Source organism: Cellulophaga algicola DSM 14237, from assembly GCF_000186265.1.
In the GTDB taxonomy this organism is placed as follows: domain Bacteria; phylum Bacteroidota; class Bacteroidia; order Flavobacteriales; family Flavobacteriaceae; genus Cellulophaga; species Cellulophaga algicola.
Genome location: NC_014934.1, coordinates 1,506,560 through 1,525,643, shown reverse-complemented (window position 1 = coordinate 1,525,643; position 19,084 = coordinate 1,506,560). Strand labels below are relative to the sequence as shown.

Below are 19,084 nucleotides of genomic sequence, written 5' to 3'. Positions count from 1 at the left end.
CTTTTTGTCTGTAGGTAATTTAAGATTCGGGGGGACACTTATTTATTAGTAGGTTGATTTTTTATTTTTAGTCAATAACTAAAGATTAATTACACTGTAAAGATAGGAGGGTAGTTCCCTTTTTTATAATTTATGTTGTGAAGTGTCTTAAAACAGTTGTAAGAAAAGACTTACAACGTGTTTAGAAGGAAATAAAGTGATTTATTTTAAAATAGTATACTCTTTTAGGTTCATTTTTTCACCATCAAAAACGCCGTAGGTATAATAACTAATCCAATCTCCAGTATTAATATATTTAGATTTTTCACTTAAGGTGATATCTAAAGGCAAGTGTCTGTGGCCAAAAACAAAGTAATCATAATGGTCTTTCTCTAGCTTGCGTTTTGCATATTGTACGAGCCACTCGTTATCTTCGCCTAAAAATTGAGCATCGTCATCACCAGAGATTAGCTTATTTTTTACGGAAAGGTATTGTGCTAACCGAACGCCTAAATCAGGATGCAACCATCTAAAAAGCCATTTAGAAAACGGATTCGTAAATACTTTTTTCATTCGTTTGTATCCTTTATCACCAGGACCTAAACCATCACCATGGCCTATAAAGAATGATGTATCATTAAATGTAAATTGTTGGGGTGAATGAAAAACAGGAATACCTAGTTCTTCTTCAAAATAACCATTCATCCAAAGATCATGATTTCCTACAAAGTAATAGATTGGAATTCCAGAGTCCGCAATTTCTGCTAATTTTCCTAATGTTCTAGTGAAGCCTTTTGGAACTACGGTTTTATATTCCATCCAAAAATCAAACATATCGCCTAATAAAAAGATAGCCGCTGCATCTGTTTTAATTTCATCCAACCAAGCCACAAATTTTTTCTCTCTTGGATAACTGTGTTCCATAGTAGGAGCACCCAGGTGATTATCACTAGCGAAGTATACTTTCTTACCTTCTGGAACTTCTATAAATTGCATTCTTGGAGTCTATTAAATTAATCCTTCCCTTTGGGGAGTTAGAGGGGATTATCACTAGCATACCACTCCGCAAAAGAGGTATCTGTTTCTTGTAGTCTTAACGAATGTAATTGGATGTTTTCTGGTAGTCTTGATTTGATCCGTGCAGAAAAATCTATCACCATATTCTCACTAGTAGGTTGGTAATCTGCTAAAATTACCATGTGACCACGGTCCGTAAGCTCTTTGGCTAATTCTACGTGAGGTGTATTTTTATTAAATACAGTTGCATGGTCAAACTGGTCTACGATTTCTTCTTTGACAATCTTTTTAAGATCACTAAAGTCTATCACCATACCTAATTTTACATGCGTAGTATCCGTAATAGGCCTACCAATTACCGTAACAGAAAGTTTATAACTATGGCCGTGTACGTTTCTACATTTACCATCATAACCATAAAGGGCGTGACCGGTTTCAAAATTAAATTGCTTGGTGATTCTGATATTACTCATAAAAATAGCTTAAACAAAATGTTTAAATAAGCTGCAAAAGTATCGATTTATATGGAGTAATTTTTAAAATCCCCTTTAAAATCACGAATCTTAGCTAAAAGCTATTGGGCTCAAAATTAACGGTAGATATTTTTGAGGTATTCTTTAAAGACTGTAGACGAATGTAGGTTTTAGCTAGCAGCTACCCTATAGCATGTTTATTTCCTTTTATATTTTTTATTGTTTCTGTATTTGTTGAAAAAATAGATAGCACCAACGATCAATAATAATAGAGCAAAAAAAGTGCTGCCCGTTAAAAACTTAAGTATTTCCATGATAATTATTATAATAAAAAAGTAAAACGATAAAATTTTAGACTTATTACTTTTTAAATTTTTCTAACGTATTTTTTGTGAATTCAGACAAGGCTAATTTTCCTGTAATTGCAGCTCTTTCAGGCAATAGTACATCCCAATGGTCTGTATTTTTCCACAGTACTTTTTTCCAATCTTCCAAGGCTTGCGGATTGTATTGCGATAGACTATTTGTATAAAAATCTAACTCCTTGTCTAACTCAGAAATAGATTCATAAACCTTAGCGAATAGTCCTTTCTCTTTAGCCCAATAGGCAGTTTTCCATTCTGTGGGGTTCAATGAAAGCTCAGACAAAGCAGCGGTACCTATCTTCCGTTCTACAGCAGGAGCAATAACAAAGGGAGCAATACCGATGGTAAGTTCAGATAAACGAATAGAAGCACTTTCTGTAGCATAAACCATATCACAGGCAGCAGCTAAACCAACGCCACCACCTACGGTTTTACCTTGTACACGCCCAACAATGACTTTGCTGCACGTACGCATGGCATTAATAACGTTTGCAAAGCCATTAAAAAAAATGGTGCCCTCTTCTAAACTAGATACAGCAACCAACTCATCAAAAGAAGCACCCGCACAAAATGCACGATCGCCTTCCGATTTTAGAATGATGACATTGACATTCTCATCGCCAGAAAGTTTAGTAAACTCTTTAGCCAAACGATCTAATAACTCACTCACAAAGGAGTTGCTTGCAGGGTGACCAAATTCTAGGGTAGCCACCTTGTTTTCTATTTTCGTAAAAAGACTTCCGTTAGGTCTTGAAGTAGCCATAAATTATAATTTGTATCAAAAGTACTTAAAAAATAAGAGAGCTTATGGCTTATCACCTAGTTCTAAGTGGCATAAATTTTCTTTTAAACTCGATAACCAAGGCACCACCGCGTATGAACATCCAGATGGTAAATGCAATCCAAATACCCTGAAGTTCTAAACCAAAATACTTCCCGATAAATAAAGCGGGTATAAAACCTAAAAAGGTGGCAGCTAATAAGGTATTTCTTAAATATTTCATTTCACCTAAGCCTTTAAATAGTCCATCAAATATAAATGCGATGCTATTTATAGGCTGCCCTAGAATTACAATAAAAAAGATGCCATAAAAAGCGTTTAGTACCGGAATGTCATTAGAGAAAAAGGTACCTATGGACGTATAAAAAATAAAACCTAAGGTCATCAAAAATAGACTGACAAGTACGCCATATATCATAATTTTTTTTGCCAGTAAAAAGAGTCCGTCATAGTCTTTCCTCCCCAGTAATTTTCCTCCCATAATATTACCTGCAGCAGCATAGCCATCAATAAAAAAAGCAGAGAAAAGCCATAGATTTATAGCAATAGTATGCGCACCAATATAGTTATCGCCAAGTGCTGTTGCCTCTCTAACAGCTAATATTAGTGCAATGTTAAGTGCTAAGGCTCTTACAAATAAGTTTAAACTCATGATGATGAGTCGGCCTAACTCAGGATGAAAGGGGAGCTGTGGTTTCAAGCTAATATTTGTCTTCGTTAGTAGTAATATAAATGCCAGTACTGCCATAACACCTTGTGCAATTAAACTTGCCCAAGCGGCACCTTCTAAATACATAGGCTCCAAAACGTCTGTAATTCCGTAGACAAAAATATAGTCAAGAAATACATTTAGAACTGCACCAACAATTGCAATGAGCATGGGGTAAAATGTATTTTGTAATCCTCTGAAAATACCCATTACTGCAAAGGTAAAAAGGGTTAGAGGAAAGCCCCAAACTCTAATGGAATAGTAAGAAATACAGTACTCTAAAATTTTCCCAGTAGCATTTAAGAATCTAAAAATATCGTCTACAATAAAGATAGTTGATAGTAAAATTAGAATACTAAGTCCAATATTTAAATAAATGGCTTGTGCAGGTAATGATTTTATTTCTTCTTTTTTTCCGGCCCCTACATACTGTGAAATTATGGCAGAAATGGCACTCCGCGTTTGCCCTAAAATCCAGATCAGCATAGATAAAAAAGAACCTACAATACCTGCAGCAGCCAAAGATTCTATGCCATCTACGTCAATATTACCAACAATAGCAGTATCTGTAATAGAAAGTAAGGGTTCTGCAATACCTGCGATAGTAGCAGGGATTGCCAGTTTATTTATAGCTTTAAAAGTGATGGTGTTCTTCAAGTAAAAAGTAATTTATAGTACAAGCTCATAACAATGAAAAGGATGAATACTCTGTTTAGGGAAGTAGATATCCCCTAATTTTTCATAGCCTCTAGCTTCGTAAAATTTTTGATTTCTTTTATTTTGGCCAAAGGTATCTAATCTAACACTGCTATATTTTTTTTGCTTGGCGTAATTTTCAGCGAAGTTCATCATTCTTTGGGCGTATCCCTTTCCTTGATGTTCTGGGTGTACAGAAAGTCTATGTATATAAATGTTTTTTTTATTTTCTGTGAGCCATTTTATGGGCTGATATTCTTGATCCATAAGGGTAGAAATAACAATAGTGCCTACAATTTTAAAATTTTCTTCTAGGACATACAATTCATTTCGCTTTATGTCGTTTTCAAAAGCATCTTTTGATGGGTAATGTTCATTCCATTGATGAATTCCATTTTCAGACATTTTTAAAGCACAGGCTTTAGTAATTTTAAGAATATCGGGAATTTCTAATATCTTTGCAAGGCGCATTTTTTAGTATATTTCTTTATTATTTGTAAATTTAAATGATATAAAATAAAAGCGCAGTGCATTTTTAAAATCAATGTACAGCATTAGCCTTTTTTAAAAATAAAAAATTACAGACAACTAAACCAAATAATTTCGACACATGAAAAATATCCTAGTTCCGATTGGTACCTCACCAGAATCTCATGAAACGCTACAATACGCAGTAGATTTTGCTACTCAGTTTTCTTCTGAAATTTATGTGATGGAAGTATTTAGTGTGTCTGCTAATGCAGGTACCTTAAGTAACGTTTCTGGAAAAATTACAGAAAATAGTATTGAACGTTTAAAAGAGATTATAGAGAAAGTCGATGCTAAGGATATTGTCATAAAGATAGCAACATACAACGGAGGTATTGTTAGTGGGGTAAAAGATATTGATAAGGAATTAGGAATAGATTTAATTATTATTTCTCCTAAAAGTAATGACATTAAAGAAGGCTTATTTTTAGGAAATACTTCTGGTAAAATTGTAAAGCAAACAAATATACCTAGTCTTATTGTCCCTAAAGGAAGTGTATTTACACCATATAAAACTATACTGACTGCATTTAAATCAGGTGTGTTAAAGCGTAATAGAATTTTAGTGCCATTAATTCAAATTAAAAAGAAATTTGGTTCTGTGGTAAACCTTTTATTGGTGAAAACACCAGGATATACAGATGCCGATTTAAAAATAAATACGGCATTGATGGATTTATGTTCACAACTTACGTTAACAGAAAATGCGACAACTTATTTAGGCGTATTAGAAAATTTCCAAGCACAACACCCAGATTTATTATGTGTATTTAGACGTAAGAGAGGTTTTTTTAAGACTTTATGGGAAAAGAATACCATATCAAAAGAAGAGTTTTACTCTCCAGTTCCCGTTTTAGTATTAAGTGTTAAGAAAGATTAATTTTTCACTTTGATTCACAAATAAAATAGACGTTCTTTGAATGATCTATTCGGGGGATTAGCTCAGCTGGCTAGAGCGCTTGCCTGGCAGGCAAGAGGTCACCGGTTCGACTCCGGTATTCTCCACCATGTTTTCAAGGCTTCAAGAGTTTCTTACTTTTGAAGTTTTTTTTGTTATTATAATTAGTAATTGTTTTTATTAAAGTCTAGATGATGACTTTGGTAATAAAAATCACCTGACATTTGATTTTAATCGATTTGGTCAAATTTCGAGGGTTATTCATAAAGTTGGATAAAATAAAGCTTTAATATTTTCGTTTATAGTGAATTAACCATTTTATAAATGATGGAATAAAGGTCCAAAACTTTATGAAAAGATTATTACTTTTTACAATTACATACTTTTCTTTTTTTCTTTCACTGTCTCAGTGCCCTACTGTTGATATTGTATTAGATAGCCAACAGTCTATTGATAATTTTTCGATTAATTACCCAAATTGCTCAGAGGTGTTGCAAGATATTGATATTAAAGGTCTTAGTGTTACCAATTTAAAGGGTTTAAACCAGCTGACTTCCATATCTGGTAATCTGAAAATAGGTTCATTATCTAATAAATTGACAACCTCTTTGATAGATCTCACAGGATTGGATAACCTTACTACTATCCATGGCAAGCTTCAAATAGACGGAAACAAATCTTTGAAAACTCTATTAGGATTGGAGAACCTAAGTGAAGTGGGTATGAAAGGAAAAAAAGATTCGTCAATATCATTTTTTTCCATTTACATTGGATCTAATTATGTCTTAGAAAACCTAGATGGCCTTGAGAATCTATCAGTTGTTCACGGTCCATTTCAAATACGTTTTAATCCTGAATTAAAAAATATATCCGGTATTAAGAATTTAGAAACTATAAGCGGAAATATTACTTTAGAAAATTTACCTAAACTAACTGATCTATTAGGTTTCATCTCCCTACAAAACTTTAATTCAGCCATAAGCCTTAAAGAATTGACATCGCTCCAAAAATTATCAGGTTTTGAATTGCTTACTGAAATAACTAACTTTTCTTTACAAAGTACAGCAATAAAAAATTTTGATGGCCTCAATAATTTATCTAAACTAGGCTCTCTAGAAGTGTTATATTGTGCTGAACTCAAAAATTTTATGGGGTTGGAAAAATTAATGATAATCGAAAGATCAGCATCGATTATTAACAATGCTCAATTAGAAGATTTCTCAGGTCTTTCGAAAGTAAAAACTGTCGGGGAGATGTTATTTGTTAATGGGAACAGTTCTCTCCAAAATTTTGAAGGTCTAAATTCATTAGACAATGTTGGTCTAGAACTACATATAAATAGAAATGAGAGTCTTCAAAACCTTAATGGTTTGGAATCTTTAAAATTAGTTAATGATCAAATACAAATTGGAGATAATGAAAACATTAATGATATAATTTCTTTAAAAAATGTAGAAGGTGAACTGAAATATTTAATAATTCAGCGAAATCCTAGGTTAACTAGTTTGGTTGGATTGGAAAAAATAACACAAGTCGAACGACAATTGATTATTTGGGATAATTTTTCTTTATCCAATTTAAGTGGTTTAAACGGTATAGAAAATTCAGGAATAATTTTTAAAATAGATGGGAATACAAAGCTTAAGAGCTTAAATGGTATTTCCTCTCTCAAAACAGCCCAAAGGTTTGAACTTGAAAATAATAACTCTTTGACTGATATAACTGCTTTGATAGGTTTAAAAAAAATTTCAAGTCTTATTATTCAAAAAAATAATAGTTTAAAGAATTTCATGGGTCTTGAATCTTTAAATTATATGGATGGCTTGTTAACGATAAAAAACAATTCTAGTCTTGAAACCTTGTCAGGACTTCAAAATATAGATAATGAGACAATCTTAAAAATTGTCATAGAAAACAATCCGAATTTGGCAATCTGCAATGCTTTAAATATCTGTGATTATATCAATAGTGATAAACCACATTCTGTAGGAAATAATGCAATTGGGTGTAATACAGAAGAAGAAATTCAAGAAGGTTGTTGGAAATAATTTAAAACCAAAGGTTATAACTTATTATTTTATAGAATTATTTATTTAAAAATAAGTATTCTCCACAAACCATCACTAAAAGTGATGGTTTTTTATTTTGTAGCACTTCTTCTTTATCCGGATGCTCCGTGAGTTTAATTTATTATTTTTGTTAGGGGAGGCATTACGAACATATGAGAAGACTTTTAAGGACTATAATTTTGCTTTTAGTTTGCTCAGTTTGATGCAATCTAATAGGAAAAAAACCTGTTCATAGGGCAAGTGAAATTAAGGTAATTATCACTCTTTCGATTGCGGGCTTACAGAGCAATTTAAAAGGAACTCCTATTTCTTTAACTAATTTTTAAAACTAAAGAATTACAACCAAATGAAATTAAGGAACTTCCTAACATCAACTCTAGCAATATTCTTACTTCTTTCGTGTACGTCTAAAAAGAAAGAGCAAAAATCCTCAGAAGAAAATACGGTGGAAGTACACCCTTTGGTATTTCCTGGAGGATCAGACACATCATTACCGCATTTATTTTCAAATAATAACCAAGCCATAGTCTCTTGGGTGAAAAGCATCAATGATTCTGTAGCGCAACTAAATTACTCGTATTTAAAAGACGGGAATTGGGAGCAGCCCATAGAAATTATAACAGGTAAAGATTGGTTTGTAAATTGGGCAGATTACCCAACCATTACGGAAAATAATGGCAACCTACTGGCGCATTACCTTGAAAAATCTTCTAAGGAAACTTTTGCATATGATGTTAAATTAAATGTTTTACCGAAGGAAGCATCAAAATGGCAAACACAGAAGGTATTACACACCGATGGTACAAAAACAGAACATGGTTTTGTAACGGCTTTACCTTATCAAGACGATTCATTTTTTATCACTTGGCTAGATGGTAGAAATACTGGGTCTGATGCAGCCGATGCACATGCGGGTCACGGAGGTACTATGGCTATTAGAGCAGCAGAGGTTTCTTCTGAAGGTATCGTCAGCGAAGAGGTGCTTTTGGATTCTAAAACCTGTAGCTGTTGCCAAACTACTGCGGCAATTACGGACAATGGCCCTATAGTGTTGTACCGAGACCGTACCGATGATGAAATTAGAGATATTGCCATCACCAGACGTGTAGATGGAAAATGGACGACCCCTAAATTTATTTATAATGATGGATGGGAAATAAATGGTTGCCCTGTCAACGGCCCTAAAGTAGATGCTATTGAAAATAGCATTGTAGTTGCTTGGTTTACGGCGGTAAACAAAGAACCAAAGGTGCAATTAATCTTTTCTGAAAATGGAGGTGAGGATTTTTTAGCGCCTATGCTAATTAGTACTAAGGAAACTTTGGGTAGGGTAGATGTTGAAATGCTAAACGCTGATACTGCTATTGTAAGTTGGATGGAAACGATAGCAAAAAAAACCTATTTAAAGGCCATGAAAGTAACCAAAGGTGGGGTAAAATCTACGCCAATTTCTATTAGTGTAATGGGAGACTCCCGAGATACTGGGTTTCCACAAATGGAAAGGGTGGGCGATAAAATGTATTTTGCATGGACTGCTCATGAAGCTAAAATATCAAGTATAAAAACAGCATACGTTGGCTTAGATTTGTTCTAATAAAGTCCTGCTTTTAAGCTGTTTTTATTTTTAAACGAATAGACTTTCTTCTTTGTCATTTATTATTTGCATCGATGGTCTAAAACGATGTAAACTTTGAGCTCTAATCAGGCATTATTTATTAGCTACTAATAGTTGGCTTATTTTAATGATTTTTTGAAGGGATTTTTTTCAATGCTTTAGGAATACATTTTATATAATGTGGATTATTAGGTTATGCTAATCCCAAAAAAAAATAAAGTCATTAAGTTGTTTTTCTACGCTATAGTGTTAATTTTTTCATCTTCTACAGCTAAGTTATAGAGCCACTTCATAGATGACAAAATTAGACAAGTGGTTATTTTGCTATCTGCAGACCTCAATTGTCCTTGGAGCATACCTAAAGCTACTAATTCTTGAATTTGCTTTACATATGCAATTCTTCTATTCTTGAAAATAGATAAACTTGGTTCGCTGAGGTTTGTCCATTCATTTACAAATAGAGAAATTAAGTAAGGATACTCTAATGCTGTCGATAACTTCTTTTTTAGTAACCCATAAGGAAGTGGTACTGCAGCTCCTTCCCGAATAAGAATTAGTTTCTCACAAGCAGACAAATCCACATTAATTATAGCCTTTTATTCCTTATTTATTCGCCAGAAGTATTGAATACCCAAAAAAATACTAAACCGCTGAACGGTATCATATAACCGACATAAAACTATTTTTTTCGATTAAGTACTGCATTTGCTTCCTGAAATAAAATTAATTCTTTAATTTAACGTAATCTATTACTTACTTATAATAAATATAAAATCACACCACAAGAAGAATATATCTCACAACTTAATTAATACTAATCACAACAAATAGTAAACAGAAAGAGCTGCTTTGACTAATTTTATTACACACTAAATGTAGATTCTTTAAAAAAAAAACCATCAATAAAGAAAATTCGTACATATTAACAAATTATCTATAAATAATGTCCTTTGGACTATATATAAATGTTTTTTGATAAGTGTAGGTACTTTCAAATTTAAAGATTTCGGTAATTTCAATCATAAAAATAAAATTAGCTTCCATAAAAACACTACCATGAATAAACCATTACAATCAGTATATAATAAAGAATTGAAAGTTCTTTTTGTATTTATATTATCTTTTTTTATAGGATTTTCATCAGAAGCAAATCCAAGTACAGATAAAGATAGTATCGCGAATTCTTCGCTGCCTCATTTAAATATGCTTTTTGCGGATCCTATTTTAGATTTAAATAGTACTACAGATGGTTTAGATAATGATTTGCAGTTTAAACCCACTACAGGTTCAATCACTGCTATATTCAAAAATCCTACACTTTCTTCTGACACCAATACAATATTGAGTGCCACCATAGACTTCTCAGGAACTGTTGATGGTACTGAATTGATGTATATAACAAGTCTAGGAGATTTTTATTATTTTACCGCTCTTACAGCCTCTAAAGATTATAACGTGGGCAGCTCTACAATCAGACTAGTACAGAACCTAAACAGTTTTACTATTACTGAAGCATCAGGAAACCCTATCCCAAATGCTGACTTTATTACTTTTTTTAATACAATAACCTACGGAAATCTAACAAATACACCTACTGATGGTAACAGAATTGCAACAGTAACCATTACAGATGCAAATTTAGCAAGTGCTTCTGCGCAAAGTATTATAAGAGTCTATACCACTCCCCCAAATGCTGTAGATGATTCTAATAGCATAGCGGCAAACACCACAGGTACAGTCACTGGAAATGTATTAACAAATGATACAGGAAATATACTAACAGTTTCAGAAGTAGATGTATACCCTACTCAAGTTTCTAATTCATATACTACTTTGTATGGTTCCATAATTATGCAATCAAATGGTAATTATACCTATAATGTAGATGAGACAAGTTCATCTATTACAGGCCTTAAAAACGGGGAATCGTTGATTGATATTGTTTCTTACACCGCTAGAGATAACTCAGGAATAATTGATTATGGAACTTTATCTATTACTATTAATGGTGTTGATGAAGCCCCGGTAGCTTTAGATAATACCGATGAAATTATAGTTGTCACAGAAACCAATGTTTCTGGAAATATTATTACAGATGTCGGAGTAGATGGCGCTGACTCCGTAGATAGAGGTTTATCAACCTTAGTATGGGAAACAGAATTTAGCGATCCAGGGGGCTTCTTTGTAGATTATTCTGCACCAATAAACGGAACATCAAGGACTATTGATGGCGTACTACTTAATTTTAGCTCTACAGATTCCGGAGGAATAGGAATCGCAAACCAAAATCAAGTAGTAAACCAAACAAACACCAATGGTGGCCACACGGGTTATTTAGGATATGCTATAGATGCCTCAACCAATAATTCTGATTTTACAGAGTTGACGATTACATTTGATCAACCAGTATATAACTTGGGTTTCTTATTAGTAGATATAGATTTTTCCCAAGGGACAAGCTGGCAAGATCAAATACAAATAAATGGCTCCTTAAACGGTACTGCTTCTAATTTTAAATTTGTGACAACTGGCGGTGTGGTTGATGCCGGAAACAATACATTTTATGGTATAGGAAGTGCTATTCCTAGTGATGCCACGGGAAATATCAACGTGTTTTTTGAACAACCTATAAATGAATTAAAACTAAGCTACAGTTATGGTCCAGATGTAACAGACGCCGACCCAGGAGGCCAAATTGCAGGTGTTTCTGATATTTATTGGCAAGGTGGCACAGGTAATATAGTAATATCAGAAATTGAAGGTAATGCTGCTAATGTAGGTGTTACATATACTGGCACATACGGGTCTATTGTTGTAAATAGTGATGGTAGTTATACCTATACTCCAAATACAAGTAACCCAGCAGTTGCAGGATTACTTACAGGAGATACGCTAACGGATACTTTTTTATATAGACTATCAGATGGTACAAGTTCCGATACAGCAGATTTAATTATAACTTTAAAAGGATATAAAACAGCACCTACTATTGATATTACAACTCCTATTGAAATAGATAATATTGTAAATGCAGCAGAAGACGGGGATGTAACTATTTCTGGAACTACTACGGATGTGGAAGCAGGACAAACAGTAACCGTAACTTTTGATGATGGTACTAATCCTGTTGTTACTACGACAGCCACTGTAAATTCTGATGGATCTTGGACGGCAACGGATGCTGATATTTCTGGATTAGATAATGGAACGATTACCGTTACTGCAGATGTAACCGATTTCGGAGGAAATCCAGCAACTGATAATGACCCGATTACCTTAGCAAATACAGCACCTGTTATTAATATTACAACTCCTATTGAGGGTGATAATGTGGTAAACGCAGCAGAAGATGGTGATGTTACTATTTCAGGTACAACTACTGGTGTAGAAGACAATCAAATTGTAACGGTTACTTTTAGTGATGGTACAAATACGGTAACTACTACTGCTACAGTTAGTGGTGATACTTGGACAGCTACAGATGCAGATATTTCTGGATTAGCTAACGGACCAATTACTGTTACTGCAGATGTTACTGATGTAGCATTGAATCCGGCAACAGATAATGACCCAATTACACTAGACAATTCTCTGCCTACAATAGACATCACAACTCCTATTGAAGGTGATAATGTGGTAAACGCAGCAGAGGATGGTGATGTTACTATTTCTGGTACAACTACTGGTGTAGAAGACAATCAAATTGTAACGGTAACTTTTTCTGATGGTACAAATACTGTGATAACAACCGCTACAGTTAGTGGTAATACTTGGACAGCTACAGATGCAGATATTTCTGGGTTAACTAACGGACCAATTACTGTTACTGCAGATGTTACAGATGTTGCCCTTAACCCTGCTACAGATAATGACCCAATTACTTTAGACAATTCTCTACCAACAATAGATATTACAACTCCTATTGAAGGTGATAATGTGGTAAACGCAGCAGAAGATGGTGATGTTACTATCTCTGGTACAACTACTGGTGTTGAAGACGGACAAACTGTAACGGTTACTTTTAGTGATGGTACAAATACTGTGATAACAACCGCTACAGTTAGTGGTAATACTTGGACAGCTACAGATGCAGATATTTCTGGGTTAACTAACGGACCAATTACTGTTACTGCAGATGTTACTGATGTAGCATTGAATCCGGCAACAGATAATGACCCAATTACTTTAGACAATTCATTACCAACAATAGACATCACAACTCCTATTGAAGGTGATAATGTGGTAAACGCAGCAGAAGATGATGATGTTACTATTTCAGGTACAACTACTGGTGTAGAAGACGGACAAACTGTAACGGTTACTTTTAGTGATGGTACAGATACTGTGATAACAACCGCTACAGTTAGTGGTAATACTTGGACAGCTACAGATGCAGATATTTCTGGGTTAACTAACGGACCAATTACTGTTACTGCAGATGTTACTGATGTAGCGCTTAACCCAGCTACAGATAATGACCCTATTATATTAGATAATTCAGCTCCTACAGTAGATATTACAACTCCTATTGAAGGTGATAATGTGGTAAACGCAGCAGAAGATGGTGATGTTACTATTTCAGGTACAACTACTGGTGTAGAAGACGGACAAACTGTAACGGTTACTTTTAGTGATGGTACAAATACTGTGATAACAACCGCTACAGTTAGTGGTGATACTTGGACAGTTACAGATGCAGATATTTCTGGGTTAACTAACGGACCAATTACTGTTACTGCAGATGTTACTGATGTAGCATTAAATCCTGCTACAGATAATGACCCAATTACTTTAGACAATTCATTACCAACAATAGATATTACAACTCCTATTGAAGGTGATAATGTGGTAAACGCAGCAGAAGATGGTGATGTTACTATTTCTGGTACAACTACTGGTGTTGAAGACGGACAAACTGTAACGGTAACTTTTAGTGATGGTACAAATACGGTGATAACAACCGCTACAGTTAGTGGTGATACTTGGACAGCTGCAGATGCAGATATTTCTGGGTTAACTAACGGAACAATTACTGTTACTGCAGATGTTACTGATGTTGCCCTTAACCCGGCTACAGATAATGACCCGATTACCTTAGCAAATACAGCACCTGTTATTGATATCACAACTCCTATTGAAGGTGATAATGTGGTAAACGCAGCAGAAGATGGTGATGTAACTATTTCTGGTACAACTACTGGTGTTGAAGACGGACAAACTGTAACGGTAACTTTTAGTGATGGTACAAATACGGTGATAACAACCGCTACAGTTAGTGGTGATACTTGGACAGCTGCAGATGCCGATATTTCTGGGTTAACTAACGGACCAATTACTGTTACTGCAGATGTAACCGATGTAGCATTGAATCCTGCTACAGATAATGACCCGATTACCTTAGCAAATACAGCACCTGTTATTGATATCACAACTCCTATTGAAGGTGATAATGTGGTAAACGCAGCTGAAGATGGTGATGTTACTATTTCTGGTACAACTACTGGTGTAGAAGACGGACAAACTGTAACGGTTACTTTTAGTGATGGTACAAATACGGTAACTACTACTGCTACAGTTAGTGGTAATACTTGGACAGCTACAGATGCCGATATTTCTGGGTTAACTAACGGACCAATTACTGTTACTGCGGATGTAACCGATGTAGCATTAAATCCAGCAACTGATAATGACCCTATTACTTTAGACAATTCTCTACCAACAATAGACATCACAACTCCTATTGAGGGTGATAATGTGGTAAACGCAGCAGAAGATGGTGATGTTACTATTTCAGGTACAACTACTGGTGTAGAAGACAATCAAATTGTAACGGTAACTTTTAGTGATGGTACAAATACGGTAACTACTACTGCTACAGTTAGTGGTAATACTTGGACAGCTACAGATGCAGATATTTCTGGATTAACTAACGGACCAATTACTGTTACTGCAGATGTAACTGATGTAGCATTAAATCCGGCAACAGATAATGACCCTATTACTTTAGACAATTCTCTACCTACAATAGATATTACAACTCCTATTGAGGGTGATAATGTGGTAAACGCAGCTGAAGATGGTGATGTTACTATTTCAGGTATAACTACTGGTGTAGAAGACGGACAAACTGTAACGGTTACTTTTAGTGATGGTACAAATACGGTAACTACTACTGCTACAGTTAGTGGTGATACTTGGACAGCTACAGATGCAGATATTTCTGGGTTAACTAACGGACCAATTACTGTTACTGCAGATGTTACTGATGTAGCATTGAATCCGGCAACAGATAATGACCCAATTACTTTAGACAATTCATTACCAACAATAGACATCACAACTCCTATTGAAGGTGATAATGTGGTAAACGCAGCAGAAGATGGTGATGTAACTATTTCAGGTACAACTACTGGTGTAGAAGACGGACAAACTGTAACGGTAACTTTTAGTGATGGTACAAATACGGTAACTACTACTGCTACAGTTAGTGGTGATACTTGGACAGCTACAGATGCAGATATTTCTGGATTAGCTAACGGACCAATTACTGTTACTGCAGATGTAACCGATGTAGCATTGAATCCTGCTACAGATAATGACCCGATTACCTTAGCAAATACAGCACCTGTCATTGACATCACAACTCCTATTGAAGGTGATAATGTGGTAAACGCAGCAGAAGATGGTGATGTTACTATTTCTGGTACAACTACTGGTGTAGAAGTCGGACAAACTGTAACGGTAACTTTTAGTGATGGTACAAATACGGTAACTACTACTGCTACAGTTAGTGGTGATACTTGGACAGCTACAGATGCAGATATTTCTGGATTAGATAATGGAACGATTACCGTTACTGCAGATGTAACCGATTTCGGAGGAAACCCTGCTACTGATAATGACCCAATTACTTTAGACAATACAATACCAACAATAGACATCACAACTCCTATTGAAGGTGATAATGTGGTAAACGCAGCAGAAGATGGTGATGTAACTATTTCTGGTACAACTACTGGTGTAGAAGACGGACAAACTGTAACGGTTACTTTTAGTGATGGTACAAATACTGTGATAACAACCGCTACAGTTAGTGGTAATACTTGGACAGCTACAGATGCAGATATTTCTGGGTTAACTAACGGACCAATTACTGTTACTGCAGATGTTACTGATGTAGCGCTTAACCCAGCTACAGATAATGACCCTATTATATTAGATAATTCAGCTCCTACAGTAGATATTACAACTCCTATTGAGGGTGATAATGTGGTAAACGCAGCTGAAGATGGTGATGTTACTATTTCTGGTACAACTACTGGTGTAGAAGACGGACAAACTGTAACGGTTACTTTTAGTGATGGTACAAATACGGTAACTACTACTGCTACAGTTAGTGGTAATACTTGGACAGCTACAGATGCAGATATTTCTGGGTTAACTAACGGACCAATTACTGTTACTGCAGATGTTACTGATGTAGCGCTTAACCCAGCTACAGATAATGACCCTATTATATTAGATAATTCAGCTCCTACAGTAGATATTACAACTCCTATTGAAGGTGATAATGTGGTAAACGCAGCAGAAGATGGTGATGTTACTATTTCAGGTACAACTACTGGTGTAGAAGACAATCAAATTGTAACGGTAACTTTTAGTGATGGTACAAATACTGTGATAACAACCGCTACAGTTAGTGGTGATACTTGGACAGCTACAGATGCAGATATTTCTGGATTAGCTAACGGACCAATTACTGTTACTGCGGATGTTACTGATGTAGCATTGAACCCTGCTACAGATAATGACCCAATTACTTTAGACAATTCAGTACCAACAATAGATATTACAACTCCTATTGAAGGTGATAATGTGGTAAACGCAGCAGAAGATGGTGATGTTACTATTTCTGGTACTACAACTGATGTTGAAGACGGACAAACTGTAACGGTTACTTTTAGTGATGGTACAAATACGGTAACTACTACTGCTACAGTTAGTGGTGATACTTGGACAGCTACAGATGCAGATATTTCTGGATTAGCTAACGGACCAATTACTGTTACTGCAGATGTTACTGATGTAGCGCTTAACCCAGCTACAGATAATGACCCAATTACTTTAGACAATTCTCTACCTACAATAGATATTACAACTCCTATTGAAGGTGATAATGTGGTAAACGCAGCAGAAGATGGTGATGTTACTATTTCTGGTTCTACAACTGATGTTGAAGACGGACAAACTGTAACGGTAACTTTTAGTGATGGTACAAATACTGTGATAACAACCGCTACAGTTAGTGGTGATACTTGGACAGCTACAGATGCAGATATTTCTGGCTTAACTAACGGACCAATTACTGTTACTGCGGATGTAACCGATTTCGGAGGAAACCCTGCTACAGATAATGACCCAATTACTTTAGACAATTCTCTACCTACAATAGATATTACAACTCCTATTGAAGGTGATAATGTGGTAAATGCAGCAGAAGATGGTGATGTTACTATTTCAGGTACAACTACTGGTGTAGAAGACGGACAAACTGTAACGGTTACTTTTAGTGATGGTACAAATACGGTAACTACTACTGCTACAGTTAGTGGTGATACTTGGACAGCTACAGATGCCGATATTTCTGGATTAGCTAACGGACCAATTACTGTTACTGCAGATGTTACTGATGTTGCGCTTAACCCTGCTACAGATAATGACCCGATTATATTAGATAATTCAGCTCCTACAGTAGATAGCTTCAATACCATAGATAGTACTCCTATCCTAACAGGTCAAGGAAATGCTAATGAAACTTTAGTTATTGAGTTGGATACGGATGGAGATAACATTCCTGATGTAACCTATACCGTGACTACCGATGCCAGTGGCGATTGGAGTTTAGATACGGAAACGGCAACTCCAGATTCAGGTAGCTTCCCAACTCTAGTGGATCAAGATGTAATTAATATTACCGCTACAGATCCTTCTGGAAATTCAGGTACAGGGGCAGTAACCGTTTCGGTTGATACGGATAATGACGGCATCAATGATAACGAAGAGGTAGCAATAGGTACGGATCCTAGTAATCCGGATACGGATGGTGACGGAATTAATGACGGACAAGAAGTAAATGTTGATACTACAGATCCATTAGATGATTGTAGTTCTGTTGGCGGAAGTCCACTTGGAGCAAGCGATTGTGATAATGACGGATTAACAACAGATCAAGAAGTATCTTTAGGAACAGATCCTAACAATCCTGATTCTGACAATGATGGATTATTAGACGGTGAAGAAATGGCTTTAGGGACAGATCCATTAAATCCTGATTCTGATGGAGATGGTATCATAGATGGTCAAGAAGTTGTAGACAATACCAATCCGTTAGATGATTGTGATCATATCGGTGGTAAAGCATTACCTGAATCTGACTGTGATGCAGATGGATTAACGACTGCACAAGAAGATGCCATTGGTTCTGACCCTAATAATGCAGATACCGATGGTGATACAATCCTAGATGGTCAAGAAATAACGGATAGTACTGATCCTTTAAACCCTTGTGATTCTATTGGTGGTATCCCTACCCTAGCAGCTGGTTGTGATGAAGAAGTCGTAAGCTCAGGAATAGCAGTTTCTAATGAAATTATAACCCCTGATAATGATGGTGTAAATGATTTCTTTAGAATTGAAAACATCGAATCTTTCCCTAGTAATACGGTACAGGTTTACAACCGTTGGGGAGTAGTAGTCTATGAAATGGCTGGCTATGATAATAGTGCCAATGTATTTAGAGGAACGTCTAATGGTAGAGTTACCATAAGTACAAATTCTGAATTACCAGTAGGGGTTTACTTCTACGTAATTAAATACGTAAATGATGGAGAAAACCTAAGTAAAGCAGGATATTTATACATTAATAGATAAGCAACACCTAACCAAAATTATACA

At 35.3% G+C, this 19,084-nt stretch carries 10 protein-coding genes and 1 tRNA gene; 5 read left to right on the top strand and 6 right to left on the bottom strand.

The features are described 5' to 3' along the window. Nucleotides 1–201: 201 nt before the first annotated feature. The 5 genes from CELAL_RS06495 to CELAL_RS06475 form a co-directional block, all read right to left on the bottom strand. Nucleotides 202–966, bottom strand: coding sequence for a UDP-2,3-diacylglucosamine diphosphatase (locus CELAL_RS06495; protein ID WP_041557981.1), 765 nt, complete (start codon nucleotides 964–966; stop codon nucleotides 202–204). 47 nt (nucleotides 967–1,013) lie between these two features. Further along, nucleotides 1,014–1,469: a 6-pyruvoyl trahydropterin synthase family protein gene (locus CELAL_RS06490; protein ID WP_013550105.1), complete on the bottom strand. Its 456-nt coding sequence runs from the start codon at nucleotides 1,467–1,469 to the stop codon at nucleotides 1,014–1,016. 360 nt (nucleotides 1,470–1,829) lie between these two features. Further along, nucleotides 1,830–2,597 carry an enoyl-CoA hydratase/isomerase family protein gene (locus CELAL_RS06485; protein WP_013550104.1) on the bottom strand — a complete coding sequence of 256 codons (768 nt, stop codon included), beginning with the start codon at nucleotides 2,595–2,597 and terminating at the stop codon, nucleotides 1,830–1,832. 52 nt (nucleotides 2,598–2,649) lie between these two features. Further along, nucleotides 2,650–3,981: an MATE family efflux transporter gene (locus CELAL_RS06480; protein ID WP_013550103.1), complete on the bottom strand. Its 1,332-nt coding sequence runs from the start codon at nucleotides 3,979–3,981 to the stop codon at nucleotides 2,650–2,652. A gap of 12 nt (nucleotides 3,982–3,993) precedes the next feature. Beyond that, the gene (locus tag CELAL_RS06475) at nucleotides 3,994–4,491 is read right to left on the bottom strand and encodes a GNAT family N-acetyltransferase (RefSeq protein ID WP_013550102.1); all 498 of its coding nucleotides are present in this window, start codon (nucleotides 4,489–4,491) and stop codon (nucleotides 3,994–3,996) included. 139 nt (nucleotides 4,492–4,630) lie between these two features. Here CELAL_RS06475 and CELAL_RS06470 point away from each other — a divergent pair, with 139 nt between their 5' ends. The 4 genes from CELAL_RS06470 to CELAL_RS06455 all read left to right on the top strand — a co-directional run bounded on the left by CELAL_RS06470 (nucleotide 4,631) and on the right by CELAL_RS06455 (nucleotide 9,109). Next, nucleotides 4,631–5,428 (top strand): universal stress protein, encoded by a 798-nt coding sequence (locus CELAL_RS06470; protein WP_013550101.1) that lies wholly within the window; start codon nucleotides 4,631–4,633, stop codon nucleotides 5,426–5,428. A gap of 51 nt (nucleotides 5,429–5,479) precedes the next feature. After that, a tRNA-Ala gene (locus tag CELAL_RS06465) sits at nucleotides 5,480–5,556 on the top strand. Between the two features lie 240 nt (nucleotides 5,557–5,796). Next, nucleotides 5,797–7,494, top strand: coding sequence for a hypothetical protein (locus tag CELAL_RS06460; protein ID WP_013550100.1), 1,698 nt, complete (start codon nucleotides 5,797–5,799; stop codon nucleotides 7,492–7,494). A gap of 367 nt (nucleotides 7,495–7,861) precedes the next feature. Beyond that, nucleotides 7,862–9,109, top strand: a complete 1,248-nt coding sequence (locus CELAL_RS06455; RefSeq protein WP_013550099.1) for a hypothetical protein — start codon at nucleotides 7,862–7,864, stop codon at nucleotides 9,107–9,109. Nucleotides 9,110–9,366: 257 nt separating this feature from the next. Here CELAL_RS06455 and CELAL_RS06450 read toward each other — a convergent pair whose 3' ends face one another. Next, nucleotides 9,367–9,711: a hypothetical protein gene (locus tag CELAL_RS06450; RefSeq protein WP_041557582.1), complete on the bottom strand. Its 345-nt coding sequence runs from the start codon at nucleotides 9,709–9,711 to the stop codon at nucleotides 9,367–9,369. Nucleotides 9,712–10,186: 475 nt separating this feature from the next. On the opposite strand from CELAL_RS06450, the gene CELAL_RS06445 reads away from it, so the two are divergent. Then, complete coding sequence (locus CELAL_RS06445; protein ID WP_013550097.1) at nucleotides 10,187–19,060, top strand: T9SS type B sorting domain-containing protein; 8,874 nt, start codon at nucleotides 10,187–10,189, stop codon at nucleotides 19,058–19,060. Nucleotides 19,061–19,084: the final 24 nt, after the last annotated feature.

Excerpts from the sequence above, each read along its gene's own strand:
- CELAL_RS06490 (WP_013550105.1), bottom strand. The coding sequence starts at position 1,469 with ATGAGTAATATCAGAATCACCAAGCAATTTAATTTTGAAACCGGTCAC.
- CELAL_RS06485 (WP_013550104.1), bottom strand. The coding sequence starts at position 2,597 with ATGGCTACTTCAAGACCTAACGGAAGTCTTTTTACGAAAATAGAAAAC.
- CELAL_RS06475 (WP_013550102.1), bottom strand. The coding sequence starts at position 4,491 with ATGCGCCTTGCAAAGATATTAGAAATTCCCGATATTCTTAAAATTACT.
- CELAL_RS06470 (WP_013550101.1), top strand. The coding sequence starts at position 4,631 with ATGAAAAATATCCTAGTTCCGATTGGTACCTCACCAGAATCTCATGAA.
- CELAL_RS06460 (WP_013550100.1), top strand. The coding sequence starts at position 5,797 with ATGAAAAGATTATTACTTTTTACAATTACATACTTTTCTTTTTTTCTT.
- CELAL_RS06455 (WP_013550099.1), top strand. The coding sequence starts at position 7,862 with ATGAAATTAAGGAACTTCCTAACATCAACTCTAGCAATATTCTTACTT.
- CELAL_RS06445 (WP_013550097.1), top strand. The coding sequence starts at position 10,187 with ATGAATAAACCATTACAATCAGTATATAATAAAGAATTGAAAGTTCTT.